Annotated in this window: 24 protein-coding genes; 5 read left to right on the forward strand and 19 right to left on the reverse strand. The window is 57.8% G+C overall.

The features are described from left to right. Positions 1-40 precede the first annotated feature (40 nt). On the reverse strand, positions 41-1,705 hold the full coding sequence (ybaL, locus tag C3406_RS00980; RefSeq protein WP_103824078.1) for a YbaL family putative K(+) efflux transporter: 1,665 nt from the start codon (positions 1,703-1,705) through the stop codon (positions 41-43). A gap of 234 nt (positions 1,706-1,939) precedes the next feature. Continuing rightward, positions 1,940-3,145, reverse strand: coding sequence for an MFS transporter (locus C3406_RS00985; RefSeq protein WP_103824079.1), 1,206 nt, complete (start codon positions 3,143-3,145; stop codon positions 1,940-1,942). A gap of 163 nt (positions 3,146-3,308) precedes the next feature. Here C3406_RS00985 and ushA point away from each other — a divergent pair, with 163 nt between their 5' ends. Then, positions 3,309-4,961, forward strand: coding sequence for a bifunctional UDP-sugar hydrolase/5'-nucleotidase UshA (ushA, locus tag C3406_RS00990; protein ID WP_103824080.1), 1,653 nt, complete (start codon positions 3,309-3,311; stop codon positions 4,959-4,961). Positions 4,962-5,061: 100 nt separating this feature from the next. Here the strand turns inward: ushA and ybaK are convergent, their stop codons facing one another. The 3 genes from ybaK to copA form a co-directional block, all read right to left on the reverse strand. Then, on the reverse strand, positions 5,062-5,541 hold the full coding sequence (gene ybaK, locus C3406_RS00995) for a Cys-tRNA(Pro)/Cys-tRNA(Cys) deacylase YbaK (protein WP_103824081.1): 480 nt from the start codon (positions 5,539-5,541) through the stop codon (positions 5,062-5,064). A 199-nt stretch (positions 5,542-5,740) separates the two neighbouring features. Further along, positions 5,741-6,535 (reverse strand): TraB/GumN family protein, encoded by a 795-nt coding sequence (locus C3406_RS01000; protein WP_103824082.1) that lies wholly within the window; start codon positions 6,533-6,535, stop codon positions 5,741-5,743. Between the two features lie 75 nt (positions 6,536-6,610). Then, positions 6,611-9,109, reverse strand: coding sequence for a copper-exporting P-type ATPase CopA (copA, locus tag C3406_RS01005; protein WP_103824083.1), 2,499 nt, complete (start codon positions 9,107-9,109; stop codon positions 6,611-6,613). Positions 9,110-9,215: 106 nt separating this feature from the next. Between copA and cueR the strand changes: the two genes are divergently transcribed. Then, positions 9,216-9,626, forward strand: coding sequence for a Cu(I)-responsive transcriptional regulator (cueR, locus tag C3406_RS01010; RefSeq protein ID WP_103824084.1), 411 nt, complete (start codon positions 9,216-9,218; stop codon positions 9,624-9,626). On the opposite strand, the gene C3406_RS01015 is transcribed toward cueR, so the two are convergent. The 8 genes from C3406_RS01015 to tesA all read right to left on the reverse strand — a co-directional run bounded on the left by C3406_RS01015 (position 9,623) and on the right by tesA (position 17,528). Continuing rightward, positions 9,623-10,339 (reverse strand): DUF3142 domain-containing protein, encoded by a 717-nt coding sequence (locus C3406_RS01015; RefSeq protein ID WP_103824085.1) that lies wholly within the window; start codon positions 10,337-10,339, stop codon positions 9,623-9,625. The two genes, cueR and C3406_RS01015, sit on opposite strands and share 4 nt — an antisense overlap. Further along, entirely contained in the window at positions 10,309-12,453 is a 2,145-nt protein-coding gene (locus tag C3406_RS01020; protein ID WP_103824206.1) for a PA5441 family protein, read from the reverse strand. The genes C3406_RS01015 and C3406_RS01020 overlap by 31 nt, the downstream gene beginning before the upstream one ends. Before the next feature lie 16 nt (positions 12,454-12,469). Next, positions 12,470-12,928, reverse strand: coding sequence for an NfeD family protein (locus C3406_RS01025; protein ID WP_103824207.1), 459 nt, complete (start codon positions 12,926-12,928; stop codon positions 12,470-12,472). Then, positions 12,928-13,839 carry an SPFH domain-containing protein gene (locus C3406_RS01030; protein ID WP_103178526.1) on the reverse strand — a complete coding sequence of 304 codons (912 nt, stop codon included), beginning with the start codon at positions 13,837-13,839 and terminating at the stop codon, positions 12,928-12,930. The genes C3406_RS01025 and C3406_RS01030 overlap by 1 nt, the downstream gene beginning before the upstream one ends. Before the next feature lie 176 nt (positions 13,840-14,015). Continuing rightward, positions 14,016-14,870: a hypothetical protein gene (locus tag C3406_RS01035; protein WP_103824086.1), complete on the reverse strand. Its 855-nt coding sequence runs from the start codon at positions 14,868-14,870 to the stop codon at positions 14,016-14,018. A 323-nt stretch (positions 14,871-15,193) separates the two neighbouring features. Next, positions 15,194-16,048, reverse strand: coding sequence for a co-chaperone YbbN (locus C3406_RS01040; protein WP_103824087.1), 855 nt, complete (start codon positions 16,046-16,048; stop codon positions 15,194-15,196). Between the two features lie 57 nt (positions 16,049-16,105). Beyond that, on the reverse strand, positions 16,106-16,915 hold the full coding sequence (locus C3406_RS01045; protein WP_103824088.1) for an SDR family oxidoreductase: 810 nt from the start codon (positions 16,913-16,915) through the stop codon (positions 16,106-16,108). Beyond that, a complete protein-coding gene (gene tesA, locus C3406_RS01050; protein WP_103178530.1) occupies positions 16,905-17,528 on the reverse strand; it encodes a multifunctional acyl-CoA thioesterase I/protease I/lysophospholipase L1 in 624 nt (207 codons plus the stop codon). Before tesA ends, C3406_RS01045 begins: the two co-directional genes overlap by 11 nt. Between tesA and ybbA the strand changes: the two genes are divergently transcribed. The 3 genes from ybbA (at position 17,499) to C3406_RS01065 (ending at position 21,924) form a co-directional block, all read left to right on the forward strand. After that, positions 17,499-18,185, forward strand: coding sequence for a putative ABC transporter ATP-binding protein YbbA (gene ybbA, locus C3406_RS01055; protein WP_103824089.1), 687 nt, complete (start codon positions 17,499-17,501; stop codon positions 18,183-18,185). The genes tesA and ybbA overlap by 30 nt on opposite strands. Next, positions 18,182-20,596, forward strand: a complete 2,415-nt coding sequence (gene ybbP, locus C3406_RS01060) for a putative ABC transporter permease subunit YbbP (protein ID WP_103824090.1) — start codon at positions 18,182-18,184, stop codon at positions 20,594-20,596. Before ybbA ends, ybbP begins: the two co-directional genes overlap by 4 nt. Positions 20,597-20,778: 182 nt before the next feature. Next, entirely contained in the window at positions 20,779-21,924 is a 1,146-nt protein-coding gene (locus tag C3406_RS01065; RefSeq protein WP_103824091.1) for a porin, read from the forward strand. 122 nt (positions 21,925-22,046) lie between these two features. Here the strand turns inward: C3406_RS01065 and mnmH are convergent, their stop codons facing one another. From mnmH to lpxH, 6 genes are all read right to left on the reverse strand, one after another. Next, a complete protein-coding gene (mnmH, locus tag C3406_RS01070; protein ID WP_103824092.1) occupies positions 22,047-23,117 on the reverse strand; it encodes a tRNA 2-selenouridine(34) synthase MnmH in 1,071 nt (356 codons plus the stop codon). A gap of 74 nt (positions 23,118-23,191) precedes the next feature. Then, a complete protein-coding gene (gene purK, locus C3406_RS01075) occupies positions 23,192-24,259 on the reverse strand; it encodes a 5-(carboxyamino)imidazole ribonucleotide synthase (RefSeq protein ID WP_103824093.1) in 1,068 nt (355 codons plus the stop codon). Then, positions 24,256-24,765 (reverse strand): 5-(carboxyamino)imidazole ribonucleotide mutase, encoded by a 510-nt coding sequence (gene purE / locus C3406_RS01080; protein ID WP_103824094.1) that lies wholly within the window; start codon positions 24,763-24,765, stop codon positions 24,256-24,258. Before purE ends, purK begins: the two co-directional genes overlap by 4 nt. A 171-nt stretch (positions 24,766-24,936) precedes the next feature. Next, the gene (locus tag C3406_RS01090) at positions 24,937-25,125 is read right to left on the reverse strand and encodes a hypothetical protein (protein ID WP_103824095.1); all 189 of its coding nucleotides are present in this window, start codon (positions 25,123-25,125) and stop codon (positions 24,937-24,939) included. A gap of 70 nt (positions 25,126-25,195) precedes the next feature. Continuing rightward, positions 25,196-25,405 (reverse strand): YdgH/BhsA/McbA-like domain containing protein, encoded by a 210-nt coding sequence (locus tag C3406_RS01095; protein ID WP_103178537.1) that lies wholly within the window; start codon positions 25,403-25,405, stop codon positions 25,196-25,198. 143 nt (positions 25,406-25,548) lie between these two features. Next, on the reverse strand, positions 25,549-26,271 hold the full coding sequence (gene lpxH, locus C3406_RS01100) for a UDP-2,3-diacylglucosamine diphosphatase (RefSeq protein ID WP_103824096.1): 723 nt from the start codon (positions 26,269-26,271) through the stop codon (positions 25,549-25,551). Positions 26,272-26,274: the final 3 nt, after the last annotated feature.

Consider the following 26,274-nt stretch of genomic DNA (forward strand, 5'->3'; position numbering starts at 1 on the left):
ACGTGTGAGCCTGCTAAGCGAAGCGCTAGCAGGCTTTTTTTTACCCCATCACCGCCTTTTTCTCCAGCAGCGCCAGCATCGTATTCGCAATTTCGCGCTCACCCATTACCACCTGATTCGCGCCACGCTCGGTGATATAATCCACCTCGTCGTCGTAATGGGCGCGGGCAATGATTTCAATATCCGGACACTTTTCTCGCGCCGAGGCGACAATTTCACCCGCTTCATAGCCGTTGGGAATGGTCAGCAGCAGCCAGCGCGCGCAGTCCAGATGCGCCAGATTCATGATCTCTTCGTTCGCCGCATTCCCCAGCACCGCCCGGATCCCACGCGCGCGCAGCTCATCCACGCGGGTACGGGAGTTTTCAATCACCACCAGTGGAATGCCCTGGGCCATCAGCTTCTCACCCAGCAGGCTGCCGACGCGGCCAAAACCCACCAGCAGGGCGTGGTTACAGATATCCACCGGGATCTGTTTCTCTTCTTCCGTCGCCTCTTCCAGGGTCTGCTCTTCGAGGGTTTCGGTTTTATCGAGATATTTTTCCAGCAGCGCGAACAGCACCGGGTTGAGCATAATTGAGAGGATCGCCCCCGCCAGCACCAGGTTTTGCCCGGCCTGCGGCAGCAGATCCAGCGCCATGCCCAGCCCGGCGAGAATAAAGGCAAATTCACCAATCTGGGCGAGACTGGCGGCAATAGTCAGCGCGGTACGCGGCGAGTGGCCGAACATACGCACCAGGAAGAAAGCGGCGAGTGACTTACCGAAGATAATGATGGCCAGCGTGCCGAGCACCGCCAGCGGCTGTTCAATCAACACCAGCGGGTCGAACAGCATCCCCACGGAGACGAAAAACAGCACCGCAAACGCGTCGCGCAGCGGCAGGGTATCGTGGGCGGCGCGGTGGCTCAGTTCCGATTCATTGAGCACCATCCCGGCAAAGAACGCGCCGAGGGCGAAGGAGACATCAAACAGCTCAACGGCGCCAAAGGCGATACCCAGCGCCAGGGCGAGCACGGCAAGAGTAAACAGCTCGCGCGAACCGGTGGCGGCACTGCGGGAGAGGATCCAGGGCACCAGGCGACGGCCCACCAGCATCATAATGGCGATAAAGGCCACTACCTTACCGATGGTGATACTCATATCCAGCGCCAGCGAGGCAAAGCCCACGTTCTCTTTTTCCAGCATTCCGGCGACCGCAGGCAGCAGCACCAGAGTTAAGACCATCACCAGATCTTCAACAATCAGCCAGCCAATGGCGATCTGCCCCCGCTGGCTGTCAATCAGCTGTCTCTCTTCAAGCGCGCGCAGCAGCACCACGGTGCTGGCGGTGGAAAGGCAGAGACCAAATACAATGCCGGTCATCAGCGGCCAGCCCAGCATCGCTGAAAGCGCCATACCCAGTAACGTCGCCACGGCTATCTGGGCGATCGCGCCGGGAATGGCGATCGACTTTACCGCCATCAGATCCTTCAGGGAGAAATGCAAACCCACACCGAACATCAGCAGGATCACGCCAAGCTCCGCCAGCTCCGGAGCAAGTTTAGTATCAGCAACAAAACCCGGGGTAAAAGGCCCGGCTAACACGCCCGCTAATAAATAGCCCACCAGAGGCGAAATACGAAGTTTGTTGGCAAGCATGCCGAGTATAAATGCGAGTACAAGTCCACCAACAATGGTGGTGATAAGCGGTGTGGCGTGGTGCATTCCGTCTCCTTTCGTTGCTGAGTTAATCCATTTTTGGTCCAAAAACCAAAAAGCCGAGTAATAGTTTATGACAAATTTAATGATTATGTTTATGAATAATTATTGAAATTTGAGTAAAACAGCAATAAGGGTTAAACAAAAACAGAACATGACGATTTTTAAGAGGCTGTGCTAAGAAAGGCTTATGGCAGTAGGGAAGGGCGCGGCCAAACCTGGAGTTTGGCCGCAGATAAATCAGGCTTTATGCCGGTTATCAGGCAGGAATATAGTCAACATCCCGAGAAGAGGCAGGAAAGCGCAGATTTTGTAGACCAAAAAGATGCTGGTATGGTCTGCAATCAGCCCTAACACTGCCGCTCCCAGGCCGCCCATCCCGAAGGCGAAACCAAAAAACAGCCCGGAAACCATGCCGATACGTCCCGGAAGCAGCTCCTGGGCATAGACCAGAATGGCAGAAAACGCAGAGGCAAGAATAAAACCAATGATCACGGTTAAAACACCCGTCCACCACAGTGTTGCGTAGGGCAAAATAAGCGTAAACGGCGCAACGCCAAGGATAGAGCCCCAAATCACATATTTGCGCCCGATTTTGTCACCCAGTGGCCCACCAATAAAGGTCCCGGCGGCGACGGCAAACAGGAAGGCGAAGAGATGAAACTGGGCGTTTTGTACCGATAATCCGAATTTTTCCATCAGGTAAAAGGTGTAATAGCTGCTGATGCTCGCCATATAGAAATATTTGGAGAAAATCAGCATCAGCAGGATGCTGACCGCCAGAATAACCTTGTTACGCGGAAGGGGATTGATAACTGGCGCTTTTGGTTTGCCCTTATTAACCCGGTGCTGGGCGGCGTACCAGCGGCTGATTTGCGCCAGCACCACAATCGCCAGCAGCGCGGCCAGTACAAACCAGGCCACGTTGCCTTTGCCATAGGGGGCAATAATTACCGCCGCCAGCAGCGGGCCGAGGGAGCTGCCGAAGTTACCACCTACCTGGAACAGCGACTGCGCCAGCCCGTGACGGCCACCGGAGGCCATACGAGCCACGCGGGACGACTCCGGGTGGAAGACCGATGAGCCGGTTCCCACCAGTGCGGCCGCGACCAGTACGCCCTCGAAACTGCCCGCCATCGCCAGCAGGATCAGGCCGCTCAGGGTAAAGCACATGCCAATGGGCAGCGACCACGGCATCGGATATTTGTCCGTCCAGTAGCCCACCACCGGTTGCAGCAGCGATGAGGCCAGCTGGAAGGTGAGGGTGATCATGCCGATCTGCACGAAGGTAAGAGAGAACTCGGACTGCAATAAGGGATAAATCGCCAGAATAAGCGACTGGATCATATCGTTCAGCAGATGCGAAAGACTGATTGCGCCGAGAATACCAAATGAGGTGCGAGCCTTAGCAGCCGACACCGGTGGAGTAGATTCACTGATTGCCATAAATACCACGTCGATTGTTATAGGAAGTGCAGGATGTAATTATTATTCGCCTAACATACCTTTCCCCGACATTTGAGGAAAGTCGCAATTCTGAAAACATATTTGTCTATTCTGATTACTCATTGTAATTTTTGCGTTTGTCTATGCATCAGGGAGTGAAGAAATGAAGTTAATGAAGCGAGGCGTCGCGCTGGCAATCATTGCGGCGTGTGGGCTGCTCAGCCTGCCGGCCCAGGCCTGGGAAAAAGATAAAACCTATAACATCACCATCCTGCATACCAACGATCACCACGGCCACTTCTGGCGCAGCGAATATGGCGAATACGGCCTTTCGGCACAGAAAACGCTGGTGGATGGGATCCGTAAAGAGGTGGCGGCAAAAGGCGGTAGCGTGCTGCTCCTCTCCGGCGGCGACATTAATACCGGCGTGCCGGAATCGGATTTACAGGATGCGGAGCCCGATTTCCGCGGCATGAATTTGATTGGCTACGATGCGATGGCCGTGGGCAACCATGAGTTTGATAATCCCATCGAAGTATTACGCCAGCAGGAGAAGTGGGCCAAATTCCCGTTCCTCTCCGCCAATATTTATCAGAAAAGCACCGGCGAGCGTTTATTTAAGCCCTGGGCCATTTTCAAACGCCAGGATATTAAAATTGCGGTGGTGGGGCTGACCACCGACGACACGGCGAAAATCGGCAACCCGGAATATTTCACCGATATCGAATTCCGTAAACCGGCTGACGAAGCGAAGCTGGTGATCCAGGAGTTACAGCAGAACGAAAAGCCGGACGTGATTATCGCTACCACCCATATGGGCCATTACGATAATGGCGAGCATGGCTCGAATGCGCCGGGGGATGTCGAGATGGCGCGCAGCCTGCCGGCGGGCTCCCTGGCGATGATCGTGGGTGGTCACTCCCAGGATCCTGTCTGCATGGCTTCGGAAAATAAAAAGCAGGTGGACTATGTGCCAGGCACGCCGTGCGCGCCAGATAAGCAGAACGGGATCTGGATTGTGCAGGCGCACGAGTGGGGCAAATATGTGGGCCGGGCCGATTTCGAATTCCGTAACGGCGAGATGAAGCTGGTTCACTACAAGCTGATCCCGGTCAACCTGAAGAAGAAGGTGACCTACGATAACGGCCAGAGCGAGCGCGTTCTCTATACGCCAGAAATTGCGGAAAACCCACAGATGCTCTCCCTGCTGACGCCGTTCCAGAATAAAGGTAAAGCGCAGCTGGATGTGAAGATCGGCACGCTCAATGGCAGACTGGAAGGCGATCGCAGCAAGGTGCGCTTCGTACAGACCAATATGGGCCATCTGATCCTGGCCGCGCAAATGGCGCGCACCAATGCCGATTTTGCGGTGATGAGCGGCGGCGGCATCCGCGACTCCATTGAGGGCGGCGATATTACCTATAAAGATGTCCTCAAGGTGCAGCCGTTCGGCAACGTGCTGGTCTATGTCGATATGAGCGGTAAAGAAGTCACCGACTATCTCACCGCGGTTGCGCAGATGAAACCGGACTCCGGCGCCTATCCGCAGTTTGCCAACGTGAGCTTTGTGGCGAAGGGTGGGGTGCTCAACGACCTGAAGATCAAGGGTGAACCGGTTGATCCGGCAAAAACCTACCGTATGGCGACCTTGAGCTTCAACGCCACCGGCGGCGATGGTTATCCGCACATTGATGATAAACCAGGCTATGTGAATACCGGCTTTATTGATGCCGAGGTGCTGAAGCAGTACATCCAGCAGAACTCACCGCTGGATGTGAACGCCTATGAACCGCAGGGTGAAGTGAGCTGGCAGTAAGTGCCGTCAGTGCCGGGTGGCGGCTTCGCCTTACCCGGTCTACGGATCCTGCGGTTTTGGGTTTAGTAGGCCGGGTAAGCGCAGCGCCACCCGGCGTTTTTTAATCCCGACGCGCGATGTCCGCAAACTGCGCATCCAGCATTTTCGCCAGATCGCTCGCCGCCAGTTCAATATCCATCCCGCGCTTGCCGCCGGAAATATAGATCGTTTCAAACGCCTGTGAAGGTGCATCAATCAGCGTCGGCAGGCGCTTCTTCTGCCCCAATGGGCTGATCCCGCCCACCAGATACCCCGTGGTGCGTTGCGCCACCATCGGGTCGGCCATATCCACTTTTTTGGCGCCCAGCGCTTTGGCCACTTTCTTCAGATCCAGTTGGCTGGCAACCGGGGTCACCGCCACGGCGAGATGTTTCATATCGCCATTGACCGCGACCAGCAATGTTTTATAGACCTGATCCGCATTCAGACCTAGTTTACGCACCACTTCATCACCAAAATTGGTTTCAGCCGGATCGTGGTCATAGCTGTGGATCCGAAACGAAATCTTGTTTTTTTCGAGTAATTTAACGGCGGGAGTCATAGCAATCCTTCTTAGCCCGGACAATAAACGCCTTAAGAATACGCCTGAAAAGCGGCTAAAAAATAGCACCATCTTGCGCAATAGTGTTGGCAGTGATGGTCACTTTGAGCGACAATCTGCTGAACCGGGGGTCTCCTCCGGCATAATAACAATGATGAAATTCCTCTTTGACGGGCCAATAGAAATATTGGCCACTTTTTTATCTCAGTAGCGACGGCAAATTCCCCTCGCCGTACAGATGCAACGCCCCTACCGCCACCACATACCGCCCGGCCGGCAATGCGTGCAGCTTTTCGCACCACGCCTGATTACGCTCATGCATCAGCACATCATACAGCGATTCGCTGAAGGTCGCCGGAAGCGCCAGCTTGTCGACGACAGGGGGGGAGTCCAGCCACCAGCTCACCATGGTTTGTAGCAGGCGGGCATTGGTGTGCCAGTGAGTCAGGGTATCTTCCAGCAGCAGCAAACCGTCGTCTGGCATCTGGCGCAGCAGGGCGATCTGGCTGGCAGCTCCTTCCAGCTCAATGACCGGTAGGTTCTGCGTACGCGCGGCATTCAGCAATTGGTAATCGATGCCATAATCTCCCCGTAACCCCAACCGCTGCGCCTGGGTAGCCTGCAACACCATGGCGATCTGCCACAGCGGCTGGCTCTCAAGCTGATTAAGCGATAATCCAAGCTCCCCGGCGACCCGTTGCAGTTCCGTAAGCTGGGTCGGGCTGAGGCGCTCCGCCAGCGGAGGCGGGATCGCAAGTCCTGCGAAGGGCGACTCATCCCCGGAGATATCCGCTTCGACGATCAGCGCGTCGGCGTGATGCAAGCGGGTAACAAGGCCATCGGGCAGGGGAGACATATCCCGCGTCCCCATATGGATGCTGCCGACCAGATGCAGATGCTGTCCGCCGGGAAGGGTGATATCAAGACCAGGCCAGCGATAGCGGCGGGGGAAGAGGGCGCGAAACGATGCTTTCAGACGTTGAAACAGACCCATACGCGCTCCCTGATGAAAAATTCATGCTAGCGCGTGGGGAGGAGTGGCGCAAGACGTCCTTGTCCTGCAGCAACGTTACGCTTTAGGTTTAAAGCGCAACAGGCGGTTGGCGTTACTGACCACCGTAATCGAGGAGAGGGCCATAGCGGCACCCGCCACCACCGGGTTCAGTAGCGTGCCGGTCAGCGGCCATAAGATCCCGGCGGCGATAGGAATACCGAAGGCGTTGTAGATAAAGGCCCCCAGCAAATTCTGCTTCATGTTGCGCAGCGTCGCTTTCGAGATGGCGAGCGCGTCGGCCACGCCGGTCAGACTGTGGCGCATCAGGGTGATGGCCGCCGTTTCGATAGCGACATCGCTGCCACCGCCCATCGCAATCCCGACATCGGCCTGTGCCAGCGCCGGAGCATCATTGATGCCGTCGCCAACCATCGCCACCCGGCGCCCCTGCTTCTGCAGTTTGATAATCGCGTCCGCTTTGCCATCCGGCAGTACGCCCGCAATCACCTCATCAATGCCAGCTTCCCTGGCGATAGCCTGTGCGGTAGTGGCGTTATCGCCGGTCAACATCACCAGACGATAACCCTCCCGGTGCAGGCGTTGCAGTGCGGTCACGCTGTCTGCGCGCAGCGGATCGCGGATGGCAAACAGCGCCGCGGCCCGCCCGTCAATCGCCAGCAACACCGGCGTTGCGCCCCTGGTGGCCCAGGTGTGCAGATGTTCATCCAGCGCGCTGGTATCAATACCATTTTCCGCAAGCAGCGCCTGATTACCGAGCAGCAGGGTGCGGTTATCCACCTCGCCGCTGACGCCAAGGCCACGCAGGGTGCGGAAGTTATTTACCTGTGGCAGGACGGTATCTGCTTTCTCCAGAATCGCTCGCGCCAGCGGGTGGCTGGAACCCTGTTCGAGCGCGGCGGCCAGGTGCAGAGCATCGCCTTCGCTTATCCCACCCAGGGTATGGACGGCAACCACCTGCGGTTTACCTTCGGTGAGGGTACCGGTTTTATCAAAGACCAGCGTATCGAGAGTGCTGGCGCGTTGCAGGGCGTCGGCGTCGCGCACCAGCACGCCCGACTCCGCGGCACGTCCGACGCCGGAGATAATCGACATCGGCGTCGCCAGCCCCAGGGCGCACGGACAGGCGATGATCAACACCGTGGTGGCGATCACCAGGGTGTAAACAATCTGCGGTGCGGGGCCAAAAAAGTACCAGATAGCGGCGCTGAACAGGGCGATACCCACCACCACCGGCACGAAGATGGCAGAGATTTTATCCGCCAGCTTGCCGATCTCCGGTTTGCTGCTCTGGGCCTGGCGCACCATCCGAATAATGCGCGACAGCGTGGTATGACTGCCGACAGCGCTTGCGCGGAACAGCACGCTGCCATCCTGCACGACAGTACCGGCATGAACGCTCTCCCCGTCGCTTTTCTGCTGCGGTACCGGCTCGCCGGTAAGCATCGCTTCGTCAAACCAGGCTTCGCCCTGGGTGATCTCCCCGTCCACCGGGACGCGATCCCCGGTGGTCAGACGCAGGATCATCCCGGCCTGAACCTCGGCCAGCGGCAGGTTTTGTTCACCGTGTTCGGTCACTACCCGGGCGGTCGGCGGGGTTAAATCGAGCAATCTCTCCAGCGCTTTTGAGGAGCGCTGGCGGGCCCGCGCCTCCAGCATATGGCCGAGGTTAATCAGGCCGATAATCATCGCGCTGGCTTCATAATAGAGATGGCGGGCTTCCATCGGGAACCACTGCGGCCAGAGGTTTACGCTCATCGAGTAGAGCCAGGCCGCGCCGGTACCCAGCGCCACCAGGGTGTCCATGGTGGCGGTGCGGTTTTTCAGGCTCTTCCAGGCGCTGGTATAAAAGTGGCCGCCCGCGAAGATCATCACTCCGAGGGTGAGCACGCCAATCGCCAGCCACAGCGTGCGGTTATCCTCGGTAACCATCATGTTGTCGCCGAGCATACCCCAGCCCATCACCGGGATACCTACCAGCAGGGCAACAATCGCCTGCCAGCGAAAACGTTTCATGGTGGCAATGGCCGTCTCCTGCTGGCGCGCCCGCCGTTCGACGTCATCCTCAATCGCCTCGGCGCCGTAGCCCGCTTTCTCAACGGCCTGCACTAAATCAGCGGCGGAAGCATTGCCCATCACCAGCGCAGTGCGTTCCGCCAGATTGACCCGTGCCTGTGCCACACCCGGAACCGCCTGCAGGGCGTTCTGCACCCGGGTGACGCAGCTGGCGCAGCTCATGCCGTTGATCAACAGCTGTTGGCTGTCATCACTGTCGTGAGCTGCCGGAAGCTCAGAGGGGTCCGCTGTCAGTGCTTCCGACGGAGTTGTTGACGCTGTCAGCGGATTAGCCTTTGGGTGGCTTAACGCCGCACCGTAACCGGCCTGTTTGATGGTGTCGATCAGGGCATCGGCGCTGGCGCTGCCGGTGACGACCGCGTGCTCGATGGTCACCTCTGCATGTTCAACGTCCGGGCGTTGCTCCAGACTCTCTTTAACGCGTTTGACACAGTGGCCGCAGGAGAGGCCGTCCAGTGTCAGATCGATGGTTTGAGACATAATTAGCTCCTTATAAATCTCCAGCCAGATATTGACCGGAGGGACACTTTCATCTAACTGTTATGAAGGTTAAACCTTCCATCAAGGGGAAGGTCAAGGGGGAAACGTGAATATCAGTGATGTTGCCAAAAAAACCGGCTTAACCAGCAAAGCGATTCGTTTTTACGAAGAGAAAGGGCTGGTGACACCGCCGCTGCGCAGTGAGAACGGCTACCGGAGCTATACGCAAAAGCACCTTGATGAACTCACGCTGCTGCGCCAGGCGCGTCAGGTGGGGTTCAATCTGGATGAGTGCGGCGATCTGGTGACGCTGTTTAACGATCCTGCCCGCCACAGCGCCGACGTTAAAAGCCGGACGCTGGATAAAGTGGCTGAAATTGAGCGACATATTGTAGAGTTACAGGCGATGCGCGATCGGCTGCTGGCCCTGGCCGAGAGCTGCCCGGGGGATGAGAGCGCCGACTGTCCGATCATCGATAATCTCTCCGGCTGCTGCCATCGTAAGGTGAAGGCTTAACGCCGGGCCGGGTTGAGCATAAACACCACCGTACCGCGATACCACGGGGATCGTTGCAGTTGCGCTTCGGCCTGCACATCCCGCTGGCCGTTTTGTACCAGCCCGAGCTTAAAGGGAATGCGCAGCCGGGCAAGCGCGGGCAGATAGGCCTGATAGTTGGCTACCGTGTGGCGGCCCTGATAGCTCTGGATCACCAGTTCATCCACTGCCAGGCTATTCAGCGTGGCGACATCGCCGGTTTTCGCCCAGTCCAGCAGCCCGGTCACCCCCAGCGCAAACTCCGGCGGCAGCTGCTGGCGAAGTGTGCGCAAAAAGCGCGCATAGTCCGCCAGCTGGTGGGTTGCGGCATCAAAATCGACCTGTAACCCCACCACCTGATTTCCGGCGGCCTGCCAGCGCTGCATCAGGCGGACAATTCTCGGCACGATGGTCGGCGGCACCTCAAGGGTGGTAAAGCGCACGGTCAGCCAGATGGAGGGAAAGGTCAGGCGACTGACCGGCAGGCCGAGGCGCTGAAACACTACCTCATCGGGACGGGCCAGCACTTCGCCCTGATGGAGATAGACCGTTTGCGCCTCTTTCAGTGCGTCGCTGGCCTTCACCCCTGACCAGAGCCAGAAGGCCGGATGCTCGTGGGCGGTAACGATTTCTGCCGCCTGCGCCTCTCCGGCCAGCAGCGCGGCTACCAGTAGTATTTGAGTTTTTGCGCCCACGGACTGCCCGGATACTGCGTTTTTAACTGCGAGAACCAGCCTTTGCGCTGGGCTTTGTCCACATCGGTTCCGCCACATTCGTTATAGCCGGACGGGGCGTAGCACATGATGGCCCGATAGAGCGCATAGCTCTTATCTTCATGTTCCGCCTTCGGTGAGGTAATGACCTGCTGGTAGTAAGCCTGTCTGTCGAACTGCCCGTAAGGTTCTTTGCGGTGGATGGCCGCCTCCAGCAGACCGTTGCCCGCACTCTCTTTCCACAGATCGACACGGGTATTGGTTGTGCGGAAAAACTCGCCCAGACAGTTCAGGGCATGGGCATCTTCGGCGTTCTGGCTGAGCACCTGCACGGTTTTATCCAGACTACGACACACATAACCGGCTTCGGCGGCATCACCGTTCCAGTCGAATACGCTCAGGTTAACATCGTCAAACGCTTTGCCAATGACTGGCGACGTTATCGCGCTGGCGAGCTTTCTGTCATTTAACCAGTCGCTAAAGCGGTTCTCCGTTAAGTCGCGCACCAGCAGGGTATGCAGCGCAATGGTCCGCTCTTCGTTGTTGGGCCCCTGACTGGCCTGCTGGCGTAACCGCTCAGGCGAGGCTACCGCTTTCAGCACCCGGGAGCGATAACGCAGGCTGGTGATAGCGCTATCCGCGGCAAATATCGCCTCTGTATTGCCGCTATAGACCAGGGTGGCCGCCAGTCTGGACTGCACGTACTGCTGCTGTTCAGCATCCTGACTGAGTTTGAGCAGCTTAAGCCAGAAATCACGCGCCTCAGGCCACTGCTTTTGCGCCATCAGCGCGTCGCCGTAAAGTACCTGCTCGCTGAAGGCGACAATGTCGTGCGCCGGGAGTGTTTCTGCCGGTTTAACGGCCTGCAGGATGGCAGTATGGTTATCTGTCGCCTGCCACAGGTTCAACTGTAAATTGCGCCACAGCGCCAGCTTGCCGCTCTGTTCAAATGCCGGTTTGCTGCTGTCGAGATCCTCCTGCGTCAGGGTCGGTTTCTCGTCGCTGTTCAGGCGAAGGGCGCGTAGCAGTTCGATATAGCTGACCAGCGGCGCGTCGGGGAAAGCCTCTTTCACGGCGGTCATAAAAAAGTGCATGCCAAAGACATTATCGTATTCGGTTACCAGCCCGCGTAGCGTCTGAGCATCAATAGCCTGCTGAAAACTCTGCTCATACAGTACTGCCAGCTGAGGCCATGCCTGCAAATACCAGTTGATGCGCCGCAGCATGCCCTGCGCTGAACGGGCATACTGCCCTTGCGGCCAGCGTTGAAGATAGGCTCGCGCCTCTTTTTGCGCCTGCTCAGCGGCTGGCCGCCTAATATCCTCGAGAAGAAAATCGCCATACTCTCCGTGGCTGAACTCGCTGCTTTTATTCAGCGCCGTGCGCATCAGCATATACTGCGCGGTTTCTGCCAGCCATGGACTGTCGCGTTTAACCAAAATAGTGAAGTCTCGTTCTGCGCTGTCATAATCCCCGTCATAGAAATGGGCTGCACCTGTCAGATAAAATTTATACAGCAGAGAAAACGAATTTGCCGGAAGATTCTCCAGAGTACTGGCAATGTAGTTCTGGCTTGCACCAGAGTAAATCGCTATGCGCGCCTGTGCCAGAGCATGTCGCTGTTCCGCCGTCAGCGCATTGTCAGCCAGCAGCGCGGCAAAAAACTGGCTGAGGCTGTCGGCAGTATTCGAGACGAAGCGGTTTTCTTGCTCGGTGTCCTTCTGGGTATCAATGGCCTCGAGCTGCAATGCGGCCAACTGCTGGCTAAGAACGCTATTTTCAGCCGGTTTATCCGCCGCTGTGGTGGTCGGTGCCACCCGTTCACCCCACTCCGGGTGGTAAGCAAAATAGAAATCCCGGGAGCGGGTGATATCCACCGGCATCGACTGCACGGGCAGGGCAAAGGATTTGGCTTCGCTCAGCAGGCGCAGCAGGTTGTCGCGGGAGTCGTTGCCGGGCGTCAGCACCGGGTCGCCTTTCAGCAGACAGTGCTCATCGCTCCAGTTGCAGTCTTCCATATCAAATGAGGCAAATGCCGGAGCGGCGCTCACCAGTAAGGCGCTAACGCTGAGTGCCAGCGTTGTCTTCCTGACCATCATGCTATTCCTGTTCTTATCGGGAAAGGGCCCGGAGGCGAAGGGTGATCCCCTCTACGGCCACCACCTCAACTTTGGTGCCGACGCTTAAATCCTCGTCGGCCACAACTGGCCATGAACTGTCGCCGACGCGCATATGACCGCGCCCGTTAACCAGGGCGGTGTCCAGGGTAAACTGCATCCCCACCAGCTGTTTACCTCGCTGATTGAGCCGGGCATCGGCGGGTTTCTGGGCGCGCACCTGCCTTGAGAGCCAGCGCCACCAGAGCCAGGCGGCAATCAGGGTCAGCAGGGCAAACAGCACGCCCTGCCATGCCCAGTCGAACGGTAAGAACCACACCAGCAGCCCGGTGATAACGGCTGCCACGCCGCTCCACAGCAGATAGCCGTTGCCGCCGAGCATCTCTGCCGCCAGCAGGAGGCCGCCGAGGCTCAGCCAGAAAACGTGCGGATGCGCAGCAATCATCTCGATCATCATTTGCGCTCGTTGCCGCTGTTTTTGATCAGCTCCGCGATGCCACCGATCGAGCCCATCAGGCTGCTGGCATCCAGCGGCATCATCACCACCTTGCTGTTATCAGCCGAGCCGATGGCCTGCAGCGCCTCAGTGTACTTCTGCGCCACAAAGTAGTTAACCGCCTGGATATCCCCGGCTGCGATGGCTTCCGAAACCATTTTCGTGGCGCGGGCTTCGGCTTCCGCCGAACGTTCACGGGCTTCAGCCTGTAAGAAGGCCGACTGGCGTTCGCCCTCGGCTTTGAGGATCTGCGACTGTTTTTCCCCTTCAGCCTTCAGGATCTCCGCCTGACGCACCCCTTCGGCCTCCAGAATGTAGGCGCGCTTGGTTCGCTCGGCCTTCATCTGGGCGTTCATGGAGGTGATCAACTCTGCTGGTGGGCGCACGTCGCGGATCTCAATACGCGTGACTTTAATACCCCAAGGGTTGGTGGCTTCATCGACGATGTGCAGCAGGCGGGTGTTGATGCTGTCGCGCTGGGAGAGCATTTCGTCCAGCTCCATTGAACCCAGCACGGTTCGAATATTCGTCATCGTGAGGTTTATGATGGCTAGCTCAAGGTTGCTGACCTCGTAAGCCGCTTTCGGCGCGTCAATCACCTGAATAAAGCAGACCGCATCAATGGTGACATTGGCGTTATCCCTGGAGATAACCTCCTGAGACGGGATATCGAGAACCTGCTCCATCATATTGATTTTGCGGCCAATGCGGTCCATAAACGGCACGACCAGGCTTAAGCCCGGCTGCAGTGTCGTGGTATATCGACCAAAACGCTCAACCGTCCACTGGTAGCCCTGCGGAACGATTTTGACACCGGCGGCGACGATCACCAGCGCCACGAAGATCAAAATAGGGATGACGATGAACATGTAAAACCTCCTGTTTTGTATTCCATGTTGCGATTAAAACTGTTCGTTTGTTGCGCATAAGTATACCGGCAAACAGGGGTAAATTCCCGCCAAATCAACGAGCCGGGCTGGATTCAGACATAAAAAAGCCCCGCTAAAAATAGCAGGGCAACGCGTGTTTCCGTCAACGGAGAAGATCAGGCTTCGGGATGAGTGTAAGAGAAGTCAGCGATATACTGCTCGCCCGCCTCAACGATCGCCCGCGACAGCCCTGCATAATATTTTTCCAGCCCCATCGCTTCAATCTGCTGCAGCTGCTCGCGCACCGGGGCGCAGAAAAGACCGGCGTTACCCGCTTCGACGCGCTTATTATTCGGTGGCAGATCGCCGGTGATTGCTTTAAACCAGGTGCGGATACCCTGTTTAAGGTTATTTGGCGCTTTCGACAGATCGTCGATCCCCGTCAGCACCTGCAGGGTCGGGAAGCGATCTTCCGCCACGGCGCTTTTCAGGCGGTCAAAGAACTGGCTGAACAGTTCAAAGGAGCCCAGTTCGATAATTTTCGGTTTTGTGGTTTTACCGTTTTTATTGCCGATTTTGCTTGCCGCAGGCGTACTGGACGGCACGATACCTGTCTTATGCAAGTCTAAACCAAACAGCAGATTGCAGTGGGCACGGCGCTCTTTCAGCGGGTAAGACATCAGCACGTCGATAAACGTCGTCGCCATCACATCCGAAAGCTTATGGTTGATCAGCCACTGAGAGCGGGAGAAATCTGCCGGGGAGACAAACCAGTGCGGAACTTCGTTGTAACGCTTCGACTTACCTTTGCCATCAAATTCAATGAAATGTGTGCCGTTGTCGAAAGCAAATTTGCAGTTTTTAAAGCTGACGATGGTGGTGTTGACGATCAGCGCTTTTTTGACGAAATCAACGACTTCCGGGCCAATAACGAAGCTGGTCTCTGCCGATGAGCGGATGACTTGCATTAATGTTTCTACATCAGGAACACCCGGCTTAAGAGAGGTGAACTCATAAAAGATATGTGTCATGCCGCATACTTCCTATAGTTATTAGCGTGGCCTTTTCATAACGAAAAAGTTTAACACCATCCTGCCAGAGGAGGCCAATGGCACCGTGTGCGGGAGTTTTGCGACGATCACAAATGGAAGATAAACGTTACTCCAGGCGGGCTAATCGTCCAGAAACGTGGACATAACAAAGGCTATATTTTACATCGTTAAAGTCTGATTAACATTTGTTTAAAATTAAACATCAGAAAGACTTAATAAACGCTACCGGCAGAGATAAAAAAGCCGCCATAACGGCGGCTGACAGAGTATTTAAGACGGCACTGACCGGCCAGCTGGCAGAATCAGTACAGCAGAGCGTAAAGTTTACGGCGATAGGTCGAAGCCAGTGAATCACCCGTCCCGAGGGCGGCCAGAATTTCCTGGAACATTTTGCGCGCCTGGCCGTCTGCCGCAGCCAGATCCTTTTTAAGATGGCTGAACAGCAGTTCCAGCGCCTCTTCGTTACGACCCACCTGATGCAGTTGCAGCGCCAGCTGGCTCGCCAGTACCGCGTCGTCAGGGTTGTCGGCAACCTGCTGTTGCAGCTGCTGAATTTCCGGCGTATCCGCCGCCTGTTTCAGCAGTTCAATTTGCGCCACCAGCCCCTGATAGCGGGTATCCTGATCCTGCAATGGGATCGTTTTGAGCACCACTTCGGCCTCTTCAGAACGCTTTAAGATAATCAGCGTTTCCGCCAGCAGCAGGCCAATTTCACCATTCTGACCGGAGAGCTGCCACGCCTCTTTCAACAGCGGCAGAGCTTCGTCATGTTTGCCTTCGGCCATCAACGCCGCCGCCTGCTGCGCTTTCAGCTCCTCTTCGCGCGGCAGCACTTTATCCAGCAGGGCGCGGATCGCCTCTTCCGGCTGCGGGCCCTGGAAGCCATCCACCGGCTGACCGTTCTGGAACAGATAAACCGTAGGAATGGCGCGCAGGCCAAACTGGGAGGCAATCATCTGCTCGGCGTCGCAGTCCAGCTTCGCCAGAATAAACTGACCGTTATACTGGGCTGCCAGCTTCTCGAGCACCGGGGTCAGCTCCAGACAGTGCTGGCTCCGTTCAGACCAGAAGTAGAACAGCACCGGTTTGGTCATCGACTGTTCAAGGGTCTGGTGCAGGTTGGCTTCGGTAATGTTGACAATATTCTGTACGGACATGCGGCTATCCCAATTATGAGTTTCTGTTTACATGGGGGCGTGGCGCGTGGCTTCAACTCAACCCTGTAAAAATTTGTCCATCATCCGGCCAGGCAGCAGGCGCTTCAGCAGGCCGACGGCATAGGTCACCAGCGTGACCGGATAACGCAGTTTGGGGTTTTTGCTCTCAAAAGCATGGCGCACTTTGGCGACCACCGCCTCCGGCCCCAGGGTAAAACGGGCGGCGATACCGGGATTTTCCACCGGTTTGTCAGCCTGGGTTTGATTGACGTTGTCGGTAAAGCGGGTGCGGATAGGGCCCGGTTCAATCAGGCTCACCTTAATGCCGCTGTGACGGAGCTCCATGCGCAGGGCATCTGACCAGGCTTCCAGCGCATATTTGCTGGCGGCGTAAGCCCCGCGACCCGGGGTAGAGATAAGCCCCATAACTGAGGAGGTCATCACAATCCGGCCTTCGCCGTGCGGTAGCATGGCTGGCAGCAGGCTCATAGTCAGCTGATGAACGCCAAAAAAATTGGCAGAGAATTGCGCTTCAAGCTGCTGGCGGGTGACGCTCTGCAGCGGGCCGTAAACGCCGAAACCGGCATTGTTAAACAGCCCGTACAGACGATTATTGGTGAGAGCGATCACCTCATCGGCGGCGCGCTCAATGCTGTCGGTACAATCCAGATCCAGCTGTACGCCGGTTAAGCCCATGCCGTTCATCCGTTCAACATCTTCCGGTTTACGGCAGGCAGCCAGCACCCAGAACCCCTGACGCTTCAGCTCAAGGGCGCTTTCCAGGCCAATGCCACTGGAACATCCTGTAATTAAGACCGATTTTTGCATAACTTTACCTGTCAGGATCTCCGTTAAATTACGAGTCATGTTTAACTAATGGAGCCAACCGGGTTGCCATCCAGTCGGCGATAAACGGTTGGGCGTCCCGATTGGGGTGAATGCCGTCGTCCTGCATCCACTGCGGTTTCAGGTAAACCTCTTCCATAAAAAAGGGCAGCAGCGGAATATCGAACTCTTTAGCAAGCTTCGGATATATCGCGCTAAAGGCTTCATTATACCGACGACCATAGTTGGCAGGCAGTCGAATTTGCATCAGCAACGGCTGGGCGTTCGCGGCGCGGATATCCTGCAAAATTTTGCGCAGGGTTTGCTCGGTCTGCTGTGGCTGGAAACCGCGCAGGCCGTCATTGCCGCCAAGCTCCACCAGCACCCAGCGCGGCTGGTGCTGTTTCAGCAGGGCAGGCAGACGGGAGAGCCCTTGCTGGGAGGTATCCCCGCTAATGCTGCCGTTAACAACCGACGTTTTGCTCTGCCATTTATCATTTAGCAGCGCAGGCCAGGCGGCACTGGCCGCCATCCGGTAGCCAGCACTCAGACTGTCACCCAGAATTAATAGCGTGTCCGCAGCTGCGGCGCGAAATGAGAACAGCATCAAAAACAGGAAGGGCAAATGCCAGCGGAAAACATTGTTGAAGTTCATCATCTTAAGAAGTCCGTGGGTCAGGGTGAGCACGAGCTTTCCATCCTCACCGGAGTTGAACTCATTGTCAAACGCGGGCAGAGCATCGCCCTGATTGGTGAATCGGGCTCCGGCAAATCCACGCTGCTGGCGATCCTCGCCGGTCTGGATGACGGCAGCAGCGGCGAGGTCAACCTGGTCGGGCAACCCTTGCATAAGCTCGATGAAGAGGCGCGCGCCGCCCTGCGGGCAAAGCACATTGGCTTTGTGTTCCAGTCGTTTATGTTGATCCCAACCCTTAACGCGCTGGAGAACGTCGAGCTGCCGGGCCTGCTGCGCGGCGAGAACACCGCCCAGAGCCGGGAGAGCGCCAGCGCGCTGCTGCAACAGCTGGGGCTGGGTAAACGCCTCGATCACCTTCCTGCACAGCTCTCCGGCGGCGAGCAGCAGCGCGTGGCGCTGGCCAGGGCGTTTAACGGTCGCCCGGATGTGCTGTTTGCCGACGAACCCACCGGCAACCTCGATCGCCAGACTGGAGACAAAATTGCCGATCTGCTCTTTTCCCTGAACCGTGAACACGGCACGACGCTGATCCTCGTCACCCACGATCCGCAGCTGGCCGCCCGCTGCGATCGCCGCCTGCGCCTGGTCAATGGCGAACTGCAGGAGGAAGCATGATTGCCCGCTGGTTCTGGCGCGAATGGCGCTCCCCCTCGCTGCTGATTGTCTGGCTGGCGCTAAGCCTGGCGGTGGCCTGCGTGCTGGCGCTCGGCAGCGTCAGCGATCGGATGGAAAAGGGGCTCAGCCAGCAAAGCCGCGAGTTTATGGCTGGCGACCGGACGCTGCGCAGCTCCCGCGAGGTGCCGCAGGCGTGGATCGCGGAGGCGAGAAAAGAGGGGCTGAAGGTCAGCGAGCAGATCAGTTTCCAGACCATGACCTTTGCCGCCGAGACGCCGCAGCTGGCGAGCGTGAAGGCGGTCGATGATATCTATCCGCTCTACGGCGAGCTCCAGACCAACCCGCCGGGGCTGAAGCCTGCGCCGGGCACGGTGCTGCTGGCGTCGCGTCTGATGGCGCTGCTGAATTTAAAAACCGGCGACAGTATTGATGTCGGCGATGCCACCCTGAAAATCGCTGGGGAGGTGGTGCAGGAGCCGGACGCCGGATTCAATCCGTTTCAGATGGCACCGCGTCTGCTGATGAACACCGCCGATGTCGCCAAAACCGCGGCGGTACAGCCCGGCAGCCGCGTCACCTGGCGCTTTAAGTTTGGCGGCACGCCCGCGCAACTGGAACGTTATGAAAAATGGCTCCTGCCGCAGCTGAAGGCAGAGCACCGCTGGTCCGGGATGGAGCAGGAGGAGGGCGCGCTTGGCAAATCACTGGAGCGTTCCCAGCAGTTCCTGCTGCTCTCGGCGCTGCTCACGCTGCTGCTGGCGGTGGCGGCGGTAGCAGTCGCCATGGGCCACTACTGCCGCAGCCGTTACGATCTGGTGGCGATCCTCAAAACGCTGGGGGCGGGCAGGGCGCAGCTGCGCAAACTGATTATCGGTCAGTGGCTGATGGTGCTGACGCTCTCGGCTCTCACCGGCGGGATGATGGGGCTACTGTTTGAAAAAGTGCTGATGGTACTCCTCAAGCCGGTACTGCCCGTTGCGTTGCCCCCTGCCAGCCTGTGGCCGTGGCTCTGGGCGATCGGGGCGATGACCGTCATTTCGCTGCTGGTGGGGCTGCGTCCTTACCGCCTGCTGCTGGCGACACAGCCCCTGCGCGTTCTGCGTCGCGACGTGGTGGCCAGCGTCTGGCCGCTGAAATATTACATTCCGGCTATCGTGGCGGTGGTGGTGATGCTCCTCGCCTGGCTGATGGGCGGGAGCATGCTGCTGTGGGCGGTGCTGGCTGGCGCCGTCGTGCTGGCGCTGCTCTGCGGCGTGCTGGGCTGGATGCTGCTCAGTGTGCTGAAAGGGCTCACGGTAAAATCGCTGCCGGTGCGTCTGGCGGTGAATCGCCTGCTGCGCCAGCCGTGGTCGACCCTCAGCCAGCTGTCGGCGTTTTCGCTGTCGTTTATGCTGCTGGCGCTGCTGCTGGTGCTGCGCGGCGACCTGCTCGATCGCTGGCAACAGCAACTCCCGCCAGAAAGCCCGAACTACTTTTTGATCAACATCGCCCCGGAGCAGGTAACGCCCCTGAAAGCGTTTCTCGCTGAACATCAGATTATCCCGGAGTCTTACTACCCCATTGTGCGGGCGCGCCTGACCCAGATTAACGGACAGTCCACCGAGGGCAATAAAGATGAATCCCTCAACCGCGAGCTGAACCTCACCTGGCAGGATAAGCGCCCGGATCATAACCCGATCACCGCCGGAAGCTGGCCGCCAAAAGCGGGTGAAGTCTCCATGGAGGAGGGGCTGGCAAAACGCCTTAACGTCGCCCTGGGGGATACGGTGACCTTTACCGGTGATACCCAGGATTTCAGCGCGAAAGTGACCAGCCTGCGCAAGGTCGACTGGGAGAGTCTGCGGCCTAACTTCTTCTTTATCTTCCCCGCCGGGGCGCTGGACGGACAGCCCCAGAGCTGGCTCACCAGCTTCCGCTGGGAGAACGTCAACGGCATGCTGACCCAGCTTAACCGCGAGTTCCCGACCATCAGCCTGCTGGATATCGGCGCGATCCTTAAACAGGTCGGGCAGGTGCTGGAGCAGGTGAGCCGGGCGCTGGAGGTGATGGTGGTGCTGGTCACAATTTGCGGCGTGCTGCTGCTGCTGGCCCAGGTGCAGGTCGGGATGCGCCAGCGTCATCAGGAGCTGGTGGTCTACCGTACCCTGGGGGCAGGTAAAAAGCTGCTGCGCACCACGCTGTGGAGCGAGTTCGCCCTGCTGGGGCTGGTGGCTGGCCTGGTGGCGGCCATTGGGGCAGAAACCGCGCTGGCGGTGCTGCAAACCCGGGTATTTGACTTCCCGTGGGAGCCGGACTGGCGGCTGTGGGTGATCCTGCCCCTGAGCGGAGCGGTACTGCTTTCGCTGTGTGGCGGCTGGCTGGGGGCGCGTTTACTGAAAGGCAAAGCCCTGTTCCGCCAGTTCTCCGGTTAATTCCTTTCCTGAACTATCACATGCCAGTTTTTATACTGGCACGTGATGGCTAAGTAGCATAAAAAGATAAATCAATTGTTTTTAGCGGCACAAAACATTAAAAACCGGGCAACACGGACAGATAAATCCTGGTTAATATTCACCTGCTAAATAAATGGCAGTGTGTTTAACAAGGAAAAACAGTGACTATAAATAAAAAAGCGCTGGCAGTGGCTATTGGCGCAGCAGTGGCATTGACCTCTTTTGCATCCCAGGCTGAAATCACCGTTCTTAAACAAGATCCGCAGGCGGGCAACCCGCTGAGCCGTCTGAATTTCACCGTTGGCGGCAGTATTCGTCCGCAGTTTCAGAACATGACCGGCGACGACGGCAAGAACAGCTACAAGCGTAACGGCTTTGACGGCGGTACCCGCTTCCGTTTCGTGGCGGATTACTACCTGTTTGATGACATCAGCTGGGTCAGCTACTACGAGCTGGGTGTGAACATTCCGGCGCAGTTTAACTGGGACAACCACCATGCGGACGGCGCGCACGACACCTCCCGTCGTATGCTCTACACCGGCCTGAAGAGCGACACCTGGGGCACCCTGACCTTCGGTCAGCAGAACAGCGTCTATTACGATGTGGTCGGCGCGAAAACCGATATCTGGGACTACGACATGATCGGCCAGGCCCCGGGTAATGGCATCAACGGTGACTACGACGGCTCTTACCGTTCCCGCCAGATGCTGAAATACAAGAAAACCCTCGGCGATGCCGATCTCTACGCCTCGTACCTGTTCGAAGATAGCGAATATCTGCCGGGCAACGGCCTCCGTTACAAGCGTAAAGGCGGCGGTTCTTTGGGCTTGGATTATCGTCTGACCACCGATCTGACCTGGGGCGCGGCCTGGAACTACACCCGCGCCGACATGCGTAACCCGGATAACGGCGACAGCAAAACCTGGGATCAGAACATCCTCGGTACCGCGCTGAGCTGGACTCCAGACAACTGGACCTTCTCCGCTGGCGGCGGCTGGTATCAGAACTTTATGACCAGCAAAAAAGTGTCGGTAAACGACTACTTCGCGGGTGATGCGTGGGGTATTGAGTACTTTGCCGGTTATAAATTCCCGATTGGTCAGTATGCGGTGAAATCGATCCAGCCTTACTTCATGGGTGACCGTATCGAGACCATGAATGGCCGCAACTACCAGCGCATCGACAACGGCTTAGGCGTCAGCTTCCAGCTGGACTACGGCTTCCGCGTCGATTACGAGCACGTGTTCACCTCCAGCACCGACGATCTGGGCGATATGAACCTGGTGCGTCTGCGCTACGATTTCTGAGTCGTCTGTTCCCCGGTAGCGCGCAGCGATCCGGGGCTACGTGCGGTGCGGTTTGTTTCCGGTTGCACTGCGCGTACTGGAACGGTGTAGGCCGGGTAAGCGCAGCGCCACCCGGCGTTCTGTCAGCGGCTCAGCCACTCCGCCACGTCCCCATACGTTCCGCGATAGACAATCTTCTCCGCCTTCTTCTCCAGCTGATAGCGATACATCGGGTCGTAATAGTCATTGAGCAGCGGCGCCAGCCAGCTGAGATGCGCCTCCGTACTGCCGGTATGCTGCTGTTCATCCAGAGCGCTGTCCAGCAGGGCGGTCAATTCGGCATATCGCTGTAACCCAAGGCGGCGGCGAATGGCAAACAGGCCGTGATGCAGATACTCCGCGTACTCCAGCCAGCCCGCCTCTTCGCCACGCGCGGTACGAAAGGCCTGCCACATCTGCTCGAAATACTCTTCGCGCAGGCGCTCAAGGCGCACCTCAAACGAGTCCTCAACCACCACAATCGGCGATTGCGCCATGCGGTCGCGCAGGCACTCCGGCAGGTGGTTGGAGCCAATCATCCGCCCCTCATCTTCCAGCACCCAGCGCGCGGCGTCCTTTTTCAGCAACTCGACGGCGAGATGGTTTTCAAAACTGGCCTGCGAAAGCTGCGGGGCCAGCGTGCGGCCAAACGACGAGCCGCGGTGGTGCGCCAGTCCTTCGAGATCGACACCCTCAGGATGCGCCTTTACCAGCAGCGTTTTGCCGCTCCCGGTGCAGCCGCCAATCAGTACGCTGGGTTTTTGTGCCTGCTCAACGGTCGCCTGGATAGCCGCCTGGCGTAGCGCCTTGTAGCCGCCGACGATCAGCGGATAATCCACCCCGGCCTCTTTCAGCCACGCCTGCGCGATATGCGAGCGCTGTCCGCCCCGGGCGCAGCAGAGATAGCCCTGCGGGTGAGCAAGGCAGGCGGCGCGCCAGGCCTCCAGCCGCTCTTCACGCGTCTCACCGCTTACCAGACGGTGGCCGAGCGCCAGTGCCGCCTCCGGACCCTGGCGCTTGTAGCAGGTCCCTACGGCGGCGCGTTCGTCGTCGTTCATCAAAGGCAGGTTGTGTGCCGCAGGCATGGCGCCCTGAGCAAATTCCACGGGGGCACGCACGTCAATTAATGGCGTGTCGGTAGCAAGTATGGCGCGGTAGTCCGTCCCATCGTTCATAAGGATCCCTCAAAACAACAATGGGCAGGATTTTACGCCGGGGAAGGGGAAGGTCAACTCCCCGGCGGTGAGGCTTAGCGGAGCGTTGACTGCGCCCAGGCAATCCCGCTGGCGTACTCCGGCGGCAGCAGCGGGACAATCGCTTCAAGCGTTGCGCAAAGACGAGGGATATCGCTGTCATTCAGGTTGAGATGGCCGACTTTACGACCCGGACGCACCTCTTTGTCGTACCAGTGTAGATGCACCAGCGGCAGCTTCAGCCAGTCGTAGTTCAGATCGGTGCCGATCAGGTTGATCATCACCGACGGGCTGTTGACCACCGGCAGCGGCAGCGGCAGGCCGGTGATGGCGCGCAGGTGCAGTTCAAACTGGCTAATGGAGGCACCGTTTTGCGTCCAGTGGCCGCTGTTGTGGACGCGGGGTGCCAGCTCGTTGATCAGCAGGCCTTCCGGGGTGACGAAGCACTCCATCGCCATCACGCCCACGTAGCCCAGCGCCTGCATGATGGCAGAGAGCATGCTTTCTGCCTGCGCTTGTTGCGCTGCGTTGGCCTGCGGGAAGACCACGCTGGTGCGCAGGATCCCGTCCTGATGCAGGTTATGGGTCAGGGGATAAAAGACCGTGCTGCCGTCGTGGGCACGAGCACCTACCAGCGACACTTCCCCGCTGAAATTAATGCCCTGCTCAACGATGCACTCCCCGTAGCACTCGTCCGGCAGCTGGTCGGTTTCCCCGGCGCGCAGACGCCACTGGCCGCGGCCATCGTAGCCGCCCACGCGGCGCTTAACGATCGCCAGTTCGCCCAGAGAGTCAAACACACCCGGCCACTGGCTTTTTTCACTCAGCAGCTGCCACGGCGCGGTAGCGAGATGCAGATCGTCGAACAGCTGCTTTTGCGTCAGACGGTCAGCAATAATCGGGAAGACATCGCGATTAACAAAGGCGTTGTGACGAGCCAGCTCGCGGGTTAACGGCGTTTCTGGCCAGCGTTCGATTTCTGCGGTGATGACGCTCTGCTGAAACGGCACGGCTTCAGGTTCATCGTCCAGCCCGACCGGCCAGACGGCGATCCCCAGGGGTTCACCAGCCTGGCGCAGCATACGGCCTAACTGACCGTTACCAAGGACGCAAACCTGCTTCATGCCGCACCTCGCGGGTCCGGGTTCTCCAGTACTTCGTCGGTCTGGGCGGTACGCCACGCGACCAGGCGCTGATGCAGTTCTTTATCATGAGTTGCCAGGATCTGAGCGGCCAGCAGTGCGGCGTTAGCTGCGCCTGCTTTGCCAATCGCCAGCGTCCCTACCGGAATGCCGCGCGGCATCTGCACGATGGAGTAGAGGCTGTCGACACCGCTCAGGGCTGCGCTCTGAACCGGGACGCCGAGCACCGGCACCAGGGTTTTGGCGGCAATCATGCCGGGCAGATGCGCGGCGCCGCCGGCACCGGCAATAATCACCTCATAACCGTTCTCTTCCGCGCTTTCGGCGAAGCTGAACAGTTTATCGGGGGTGCGGTGCGCGGAGACCACTTCAACGTGGTGAGGAACGTTCAGGATGTCAAAGATTTCGGCGGCGAACTGCATGGTAGCCCAGTCGCTTTTGGACCCCATCACGATGGCGACACGCGCCGGATTATTGCTGGAAGACATGCGTCTTAAAACTCCTGTGGTGCACAACTCTCGGCTTTTGAGGTGAGAGAGAATAGCACGATACACAGGCAAGGAAAACGGTTGCGCGGCTAAAACTTCCGGCAAAATCCCGCGCTTTCTGCCACAAAAAAACCGCCGAAAGGCGGTCTTTTCACAGGTTGCTTTGACAATTTACAGGAGATTGCCTGCAGTCAGGTTCTCTTTATCAAAGGCGTGGCTTACATCAATATGATTTTGATGCACAGCCGTGTCGATATTCGAACCCGCCTCCGGGGTGGAGACATGATGCTCTGCAGCCATTGCGCCAGATGACAGTGAGGCGGCCAGCAGCAGGGCGCTGACGATACTGATATTTTTCATTCTCTTTTCCTTGTTCATCGTATTGTCGCTGTCGCTGGTCTTTTATCTGGCGGCACGGCAATGCGTTAAATTATTTAGTCAGTTCAGCGGTCATGTACACGCGGTTGTCGAACTGGGCGCTGGTGATTTTGTAGGCGGCACCCTCTTTAGCGGCCTGAGCGGCAATTTTGGCTTCGGCGCGGTCAATGGTAGAGGCGGTGGCGCTTACGCTCTGGGCGAAAGAACCGAAAGAGATCAGAGAAAGTGCGGCAACTGCAACGAAAGTTTTGATGGATTTCATGGTCGTATTCCTTAAGCTGATTTGTCTCGAGTAGGGCGTTGTTGCCCTGATGTGAGTAATCATAGGCCGACCAAAGTGTGATTAAAATCAAAACAATTTGCGGGAAGAGTTCAAAAAAATTGAATAATTTTCAGGCGGGGATTTCAGAAAGGGAAAGCGATCAGTTCCACACCTTCGGGCGTGACCTTAATCATCGATCCTTCGCTATGCCAGGCGCCTAACACCACGCGGTGGGCTTGCTCGCCGTTGGCGGTCAGGTCGTGCATGGCCGGGCGATGGGTATGGCCGTGGATCAGCCATTGGACCTGGTGTTTCTCCATCACGCTGACCACCGCCTGCGGGTTCACGTCCATGATGGTCATCGATTTGCTGCTGTTGGCAGCTTTACTGCCGGCGCGCATCTTCGCGGCGATACGGCTGCGGATAAACAGCGGCAGGGCGAGAAAGAGCGTCTGGATCCAGGGGGTATGCACTTTGGCGCGAAACGCCAGATAGCCGGTATCGTCGGTGCAGAGTGTGTCGCCATGCATAATCAGGACGCATCGGCCATACAGGTCAAGGACGGTCTCTTCCGCCAGCAGGATCATGCCGCTTTCCCGGGCGAAGCGTTTGCCCAGCAGAAAGTCGCGGTTGCCGTGGATAAAGAAGCAGGGGACGCCAGAGTCGACCAGCGCTTTAAGCGCACTCGCTATCTCGCGGTGCAGCGGGTTCGGATCGTCGTCGCCAATCCAGGCTTCGAACTGATCCCCCAGGATGTAAAGCGCATCGGCGTGGCGGGCTTCGCCCTGTAAAAAACGCAGAAAACCGGCGGTGATCGCCGGTTCTTCTGTTTGCAGGTGCAGATCTGCAATAAAGAGTGTCGCCACGAA

Origin of the sequence: Leclercia sp. LSNIH8 (assembly GCF_002920195.1) — a bacterium.
Classification (GTDB): domain Bacteria; phylum Pseudomonadota; class Gammaproteobacteria; order Enterobacterales; family Enterobacteriaceae; genus Enterobacter.

What these genes read in the sequence shown, in the direction of transcription:
- C3406_RS01020 (WP_103824206.1), bottom strand. Translation starts at nt 12,453, where the DNA reads ATGGTCAGGAAGACAACGCTGGCACTCAGCGTTAGCGCCTTACTGGTG.
- purK (WP_103824093.1), bottom strand. Translation starts at nt 24,259, where the DNA reads ATGAAGCAGGTTTGCGTCCTTGGTAACGGTCAGTTAGGCCGTATGCTG.
- ybaK (WP_103824081.1), bottom strand. Translation starts at nt 5,541, where the DNA reads ATGACTCCCGCCGTTAAATTACTCGAAAAAAACAAGATTTCGTTTCGG.
- ushA (WP_103824080.1), top strand. Translation starts at nt 3,309, where the DNA reads ATGAAGTTAATGAAGCGAGGCGTCGCGCTGGCAATCATTGCGGCGTGT.
- C3406_RS01025 (WP_103824207.1), bottom strand. Translation starts at nt 12,928, where the DNA reads ATGATCGAGATGATTGCTGCGCATCCGCACGTTTTCTGGCTGAGCCTC.
- C3406_RS01030 (WP_103178526.1), bottom strand. Translation starts at nt 13,839, where the DNA reads ATGTTCATCGTCATCCCTATTTTGATCTTCGTGGCGCTGGTGATCGTC.
- tesA (WP_103178530.1), bottom strand. Translation starts at nt 17,528, where the DNA reads ATGAACTTCAACAATGTTTTCCGCTGGCATTTGCCCTTCCTGTTTTTG.
- purE (WP_103824094.1), bottom strand. Translation starts at nt 24,765, where the DNA reads ATGTCTTCCAGCAATAATCCGGCGCGTGTCGCCATCGTGATGGGGTCC.
- C3406_RS00985 (WP_103824079.1), bottom strand. Translation starts at nt 3,145, where the DNA reads ATGGCAATCAGTGAATCTACTCCACCGGTGTCGGCTGCTAAGGCTCGC.
- C3406_RS01095 (WP_103178537.1), bottom strand. Translation starts at nt 25,405, where the DNA reads ATGAAATCCATCAAAACTTTCGTTGCAGTTGCCGCACTTTCTCTGATC.
- C3406_RS01035 (WP_103824086.1), bottom strand. Translation starts at nt 14,870, where the DNA reads ATGACACATATCTTTTATGAGTTCACCTCTCTTAAGCCGGGTGTTCCT.
- ybbA (WP_103824089.1), top strand. Translation starts at nt 17,499, where the DNA reads ATGCCAGCGGAAAACATTGTTGAAGTTCATCATCTTAAGAAGTCCGTG.
- C3406_RS01000 (WP_103824082.1), bottom strand. Translation starts at nt 6,535, where the DNA reads ATGGGTCTGTTTCAACGTCTGAAAGCATCGTTTCGCGCCCTCTTCCCC.
- C3406_RS01090 (WP_103824095.1), bottom strand. Translation starts at nt 25,125, where the DNA reads ATGAAAAATATCAGTATCGTCAGCGCCCTGCTGCTGGCCGCCTCACTG.
- C3406_RS01040 (WP_103824087.1), bottom strand. Translation starts at nt 16,048, where the DNA reads ATGTCCGTACAGAATATTGTCAACATTACCGAAGCCAACCTGCACCAG.
- ybbP (WP_103824090.1), top strand. Translation starts at nt 18,182, where the DNA reads ATGATTGCCCGCTGGTTCTGGCGCGAATGGCGCTCCCCCTCGCTGCTG.
- mnmH (WP_103824092.1), bottom strand. Translation starts at nt 23,117, where the DNA reads ATGAACGATGGGACGGACTACCGCGCCATACTTGCTACCGACACGCCA.
- C3406_RS01045 (WP_103824088.1), bottom strand. Translation starts at nt 16,915, where the DNA reads ATGACTCGTAATTTAACGGAGATCCTGACAGGTAAAGTTATGCAAAAA.
- copA (WP_103824083.1), bottom strand. Translation starts at nt 9,109, where the DNA reads ATGTCTCAAACCATCGATCTGACACTGGACGGCCTCTCCTGCGGCCAC.
- ybaL (WP_103824078.1), bottom strand. Translation starts at nt 1,705, where the DNA reads ATGCACCACGCCACACCGCTTATCACCACCATTGTTGGTGGACTTGTA.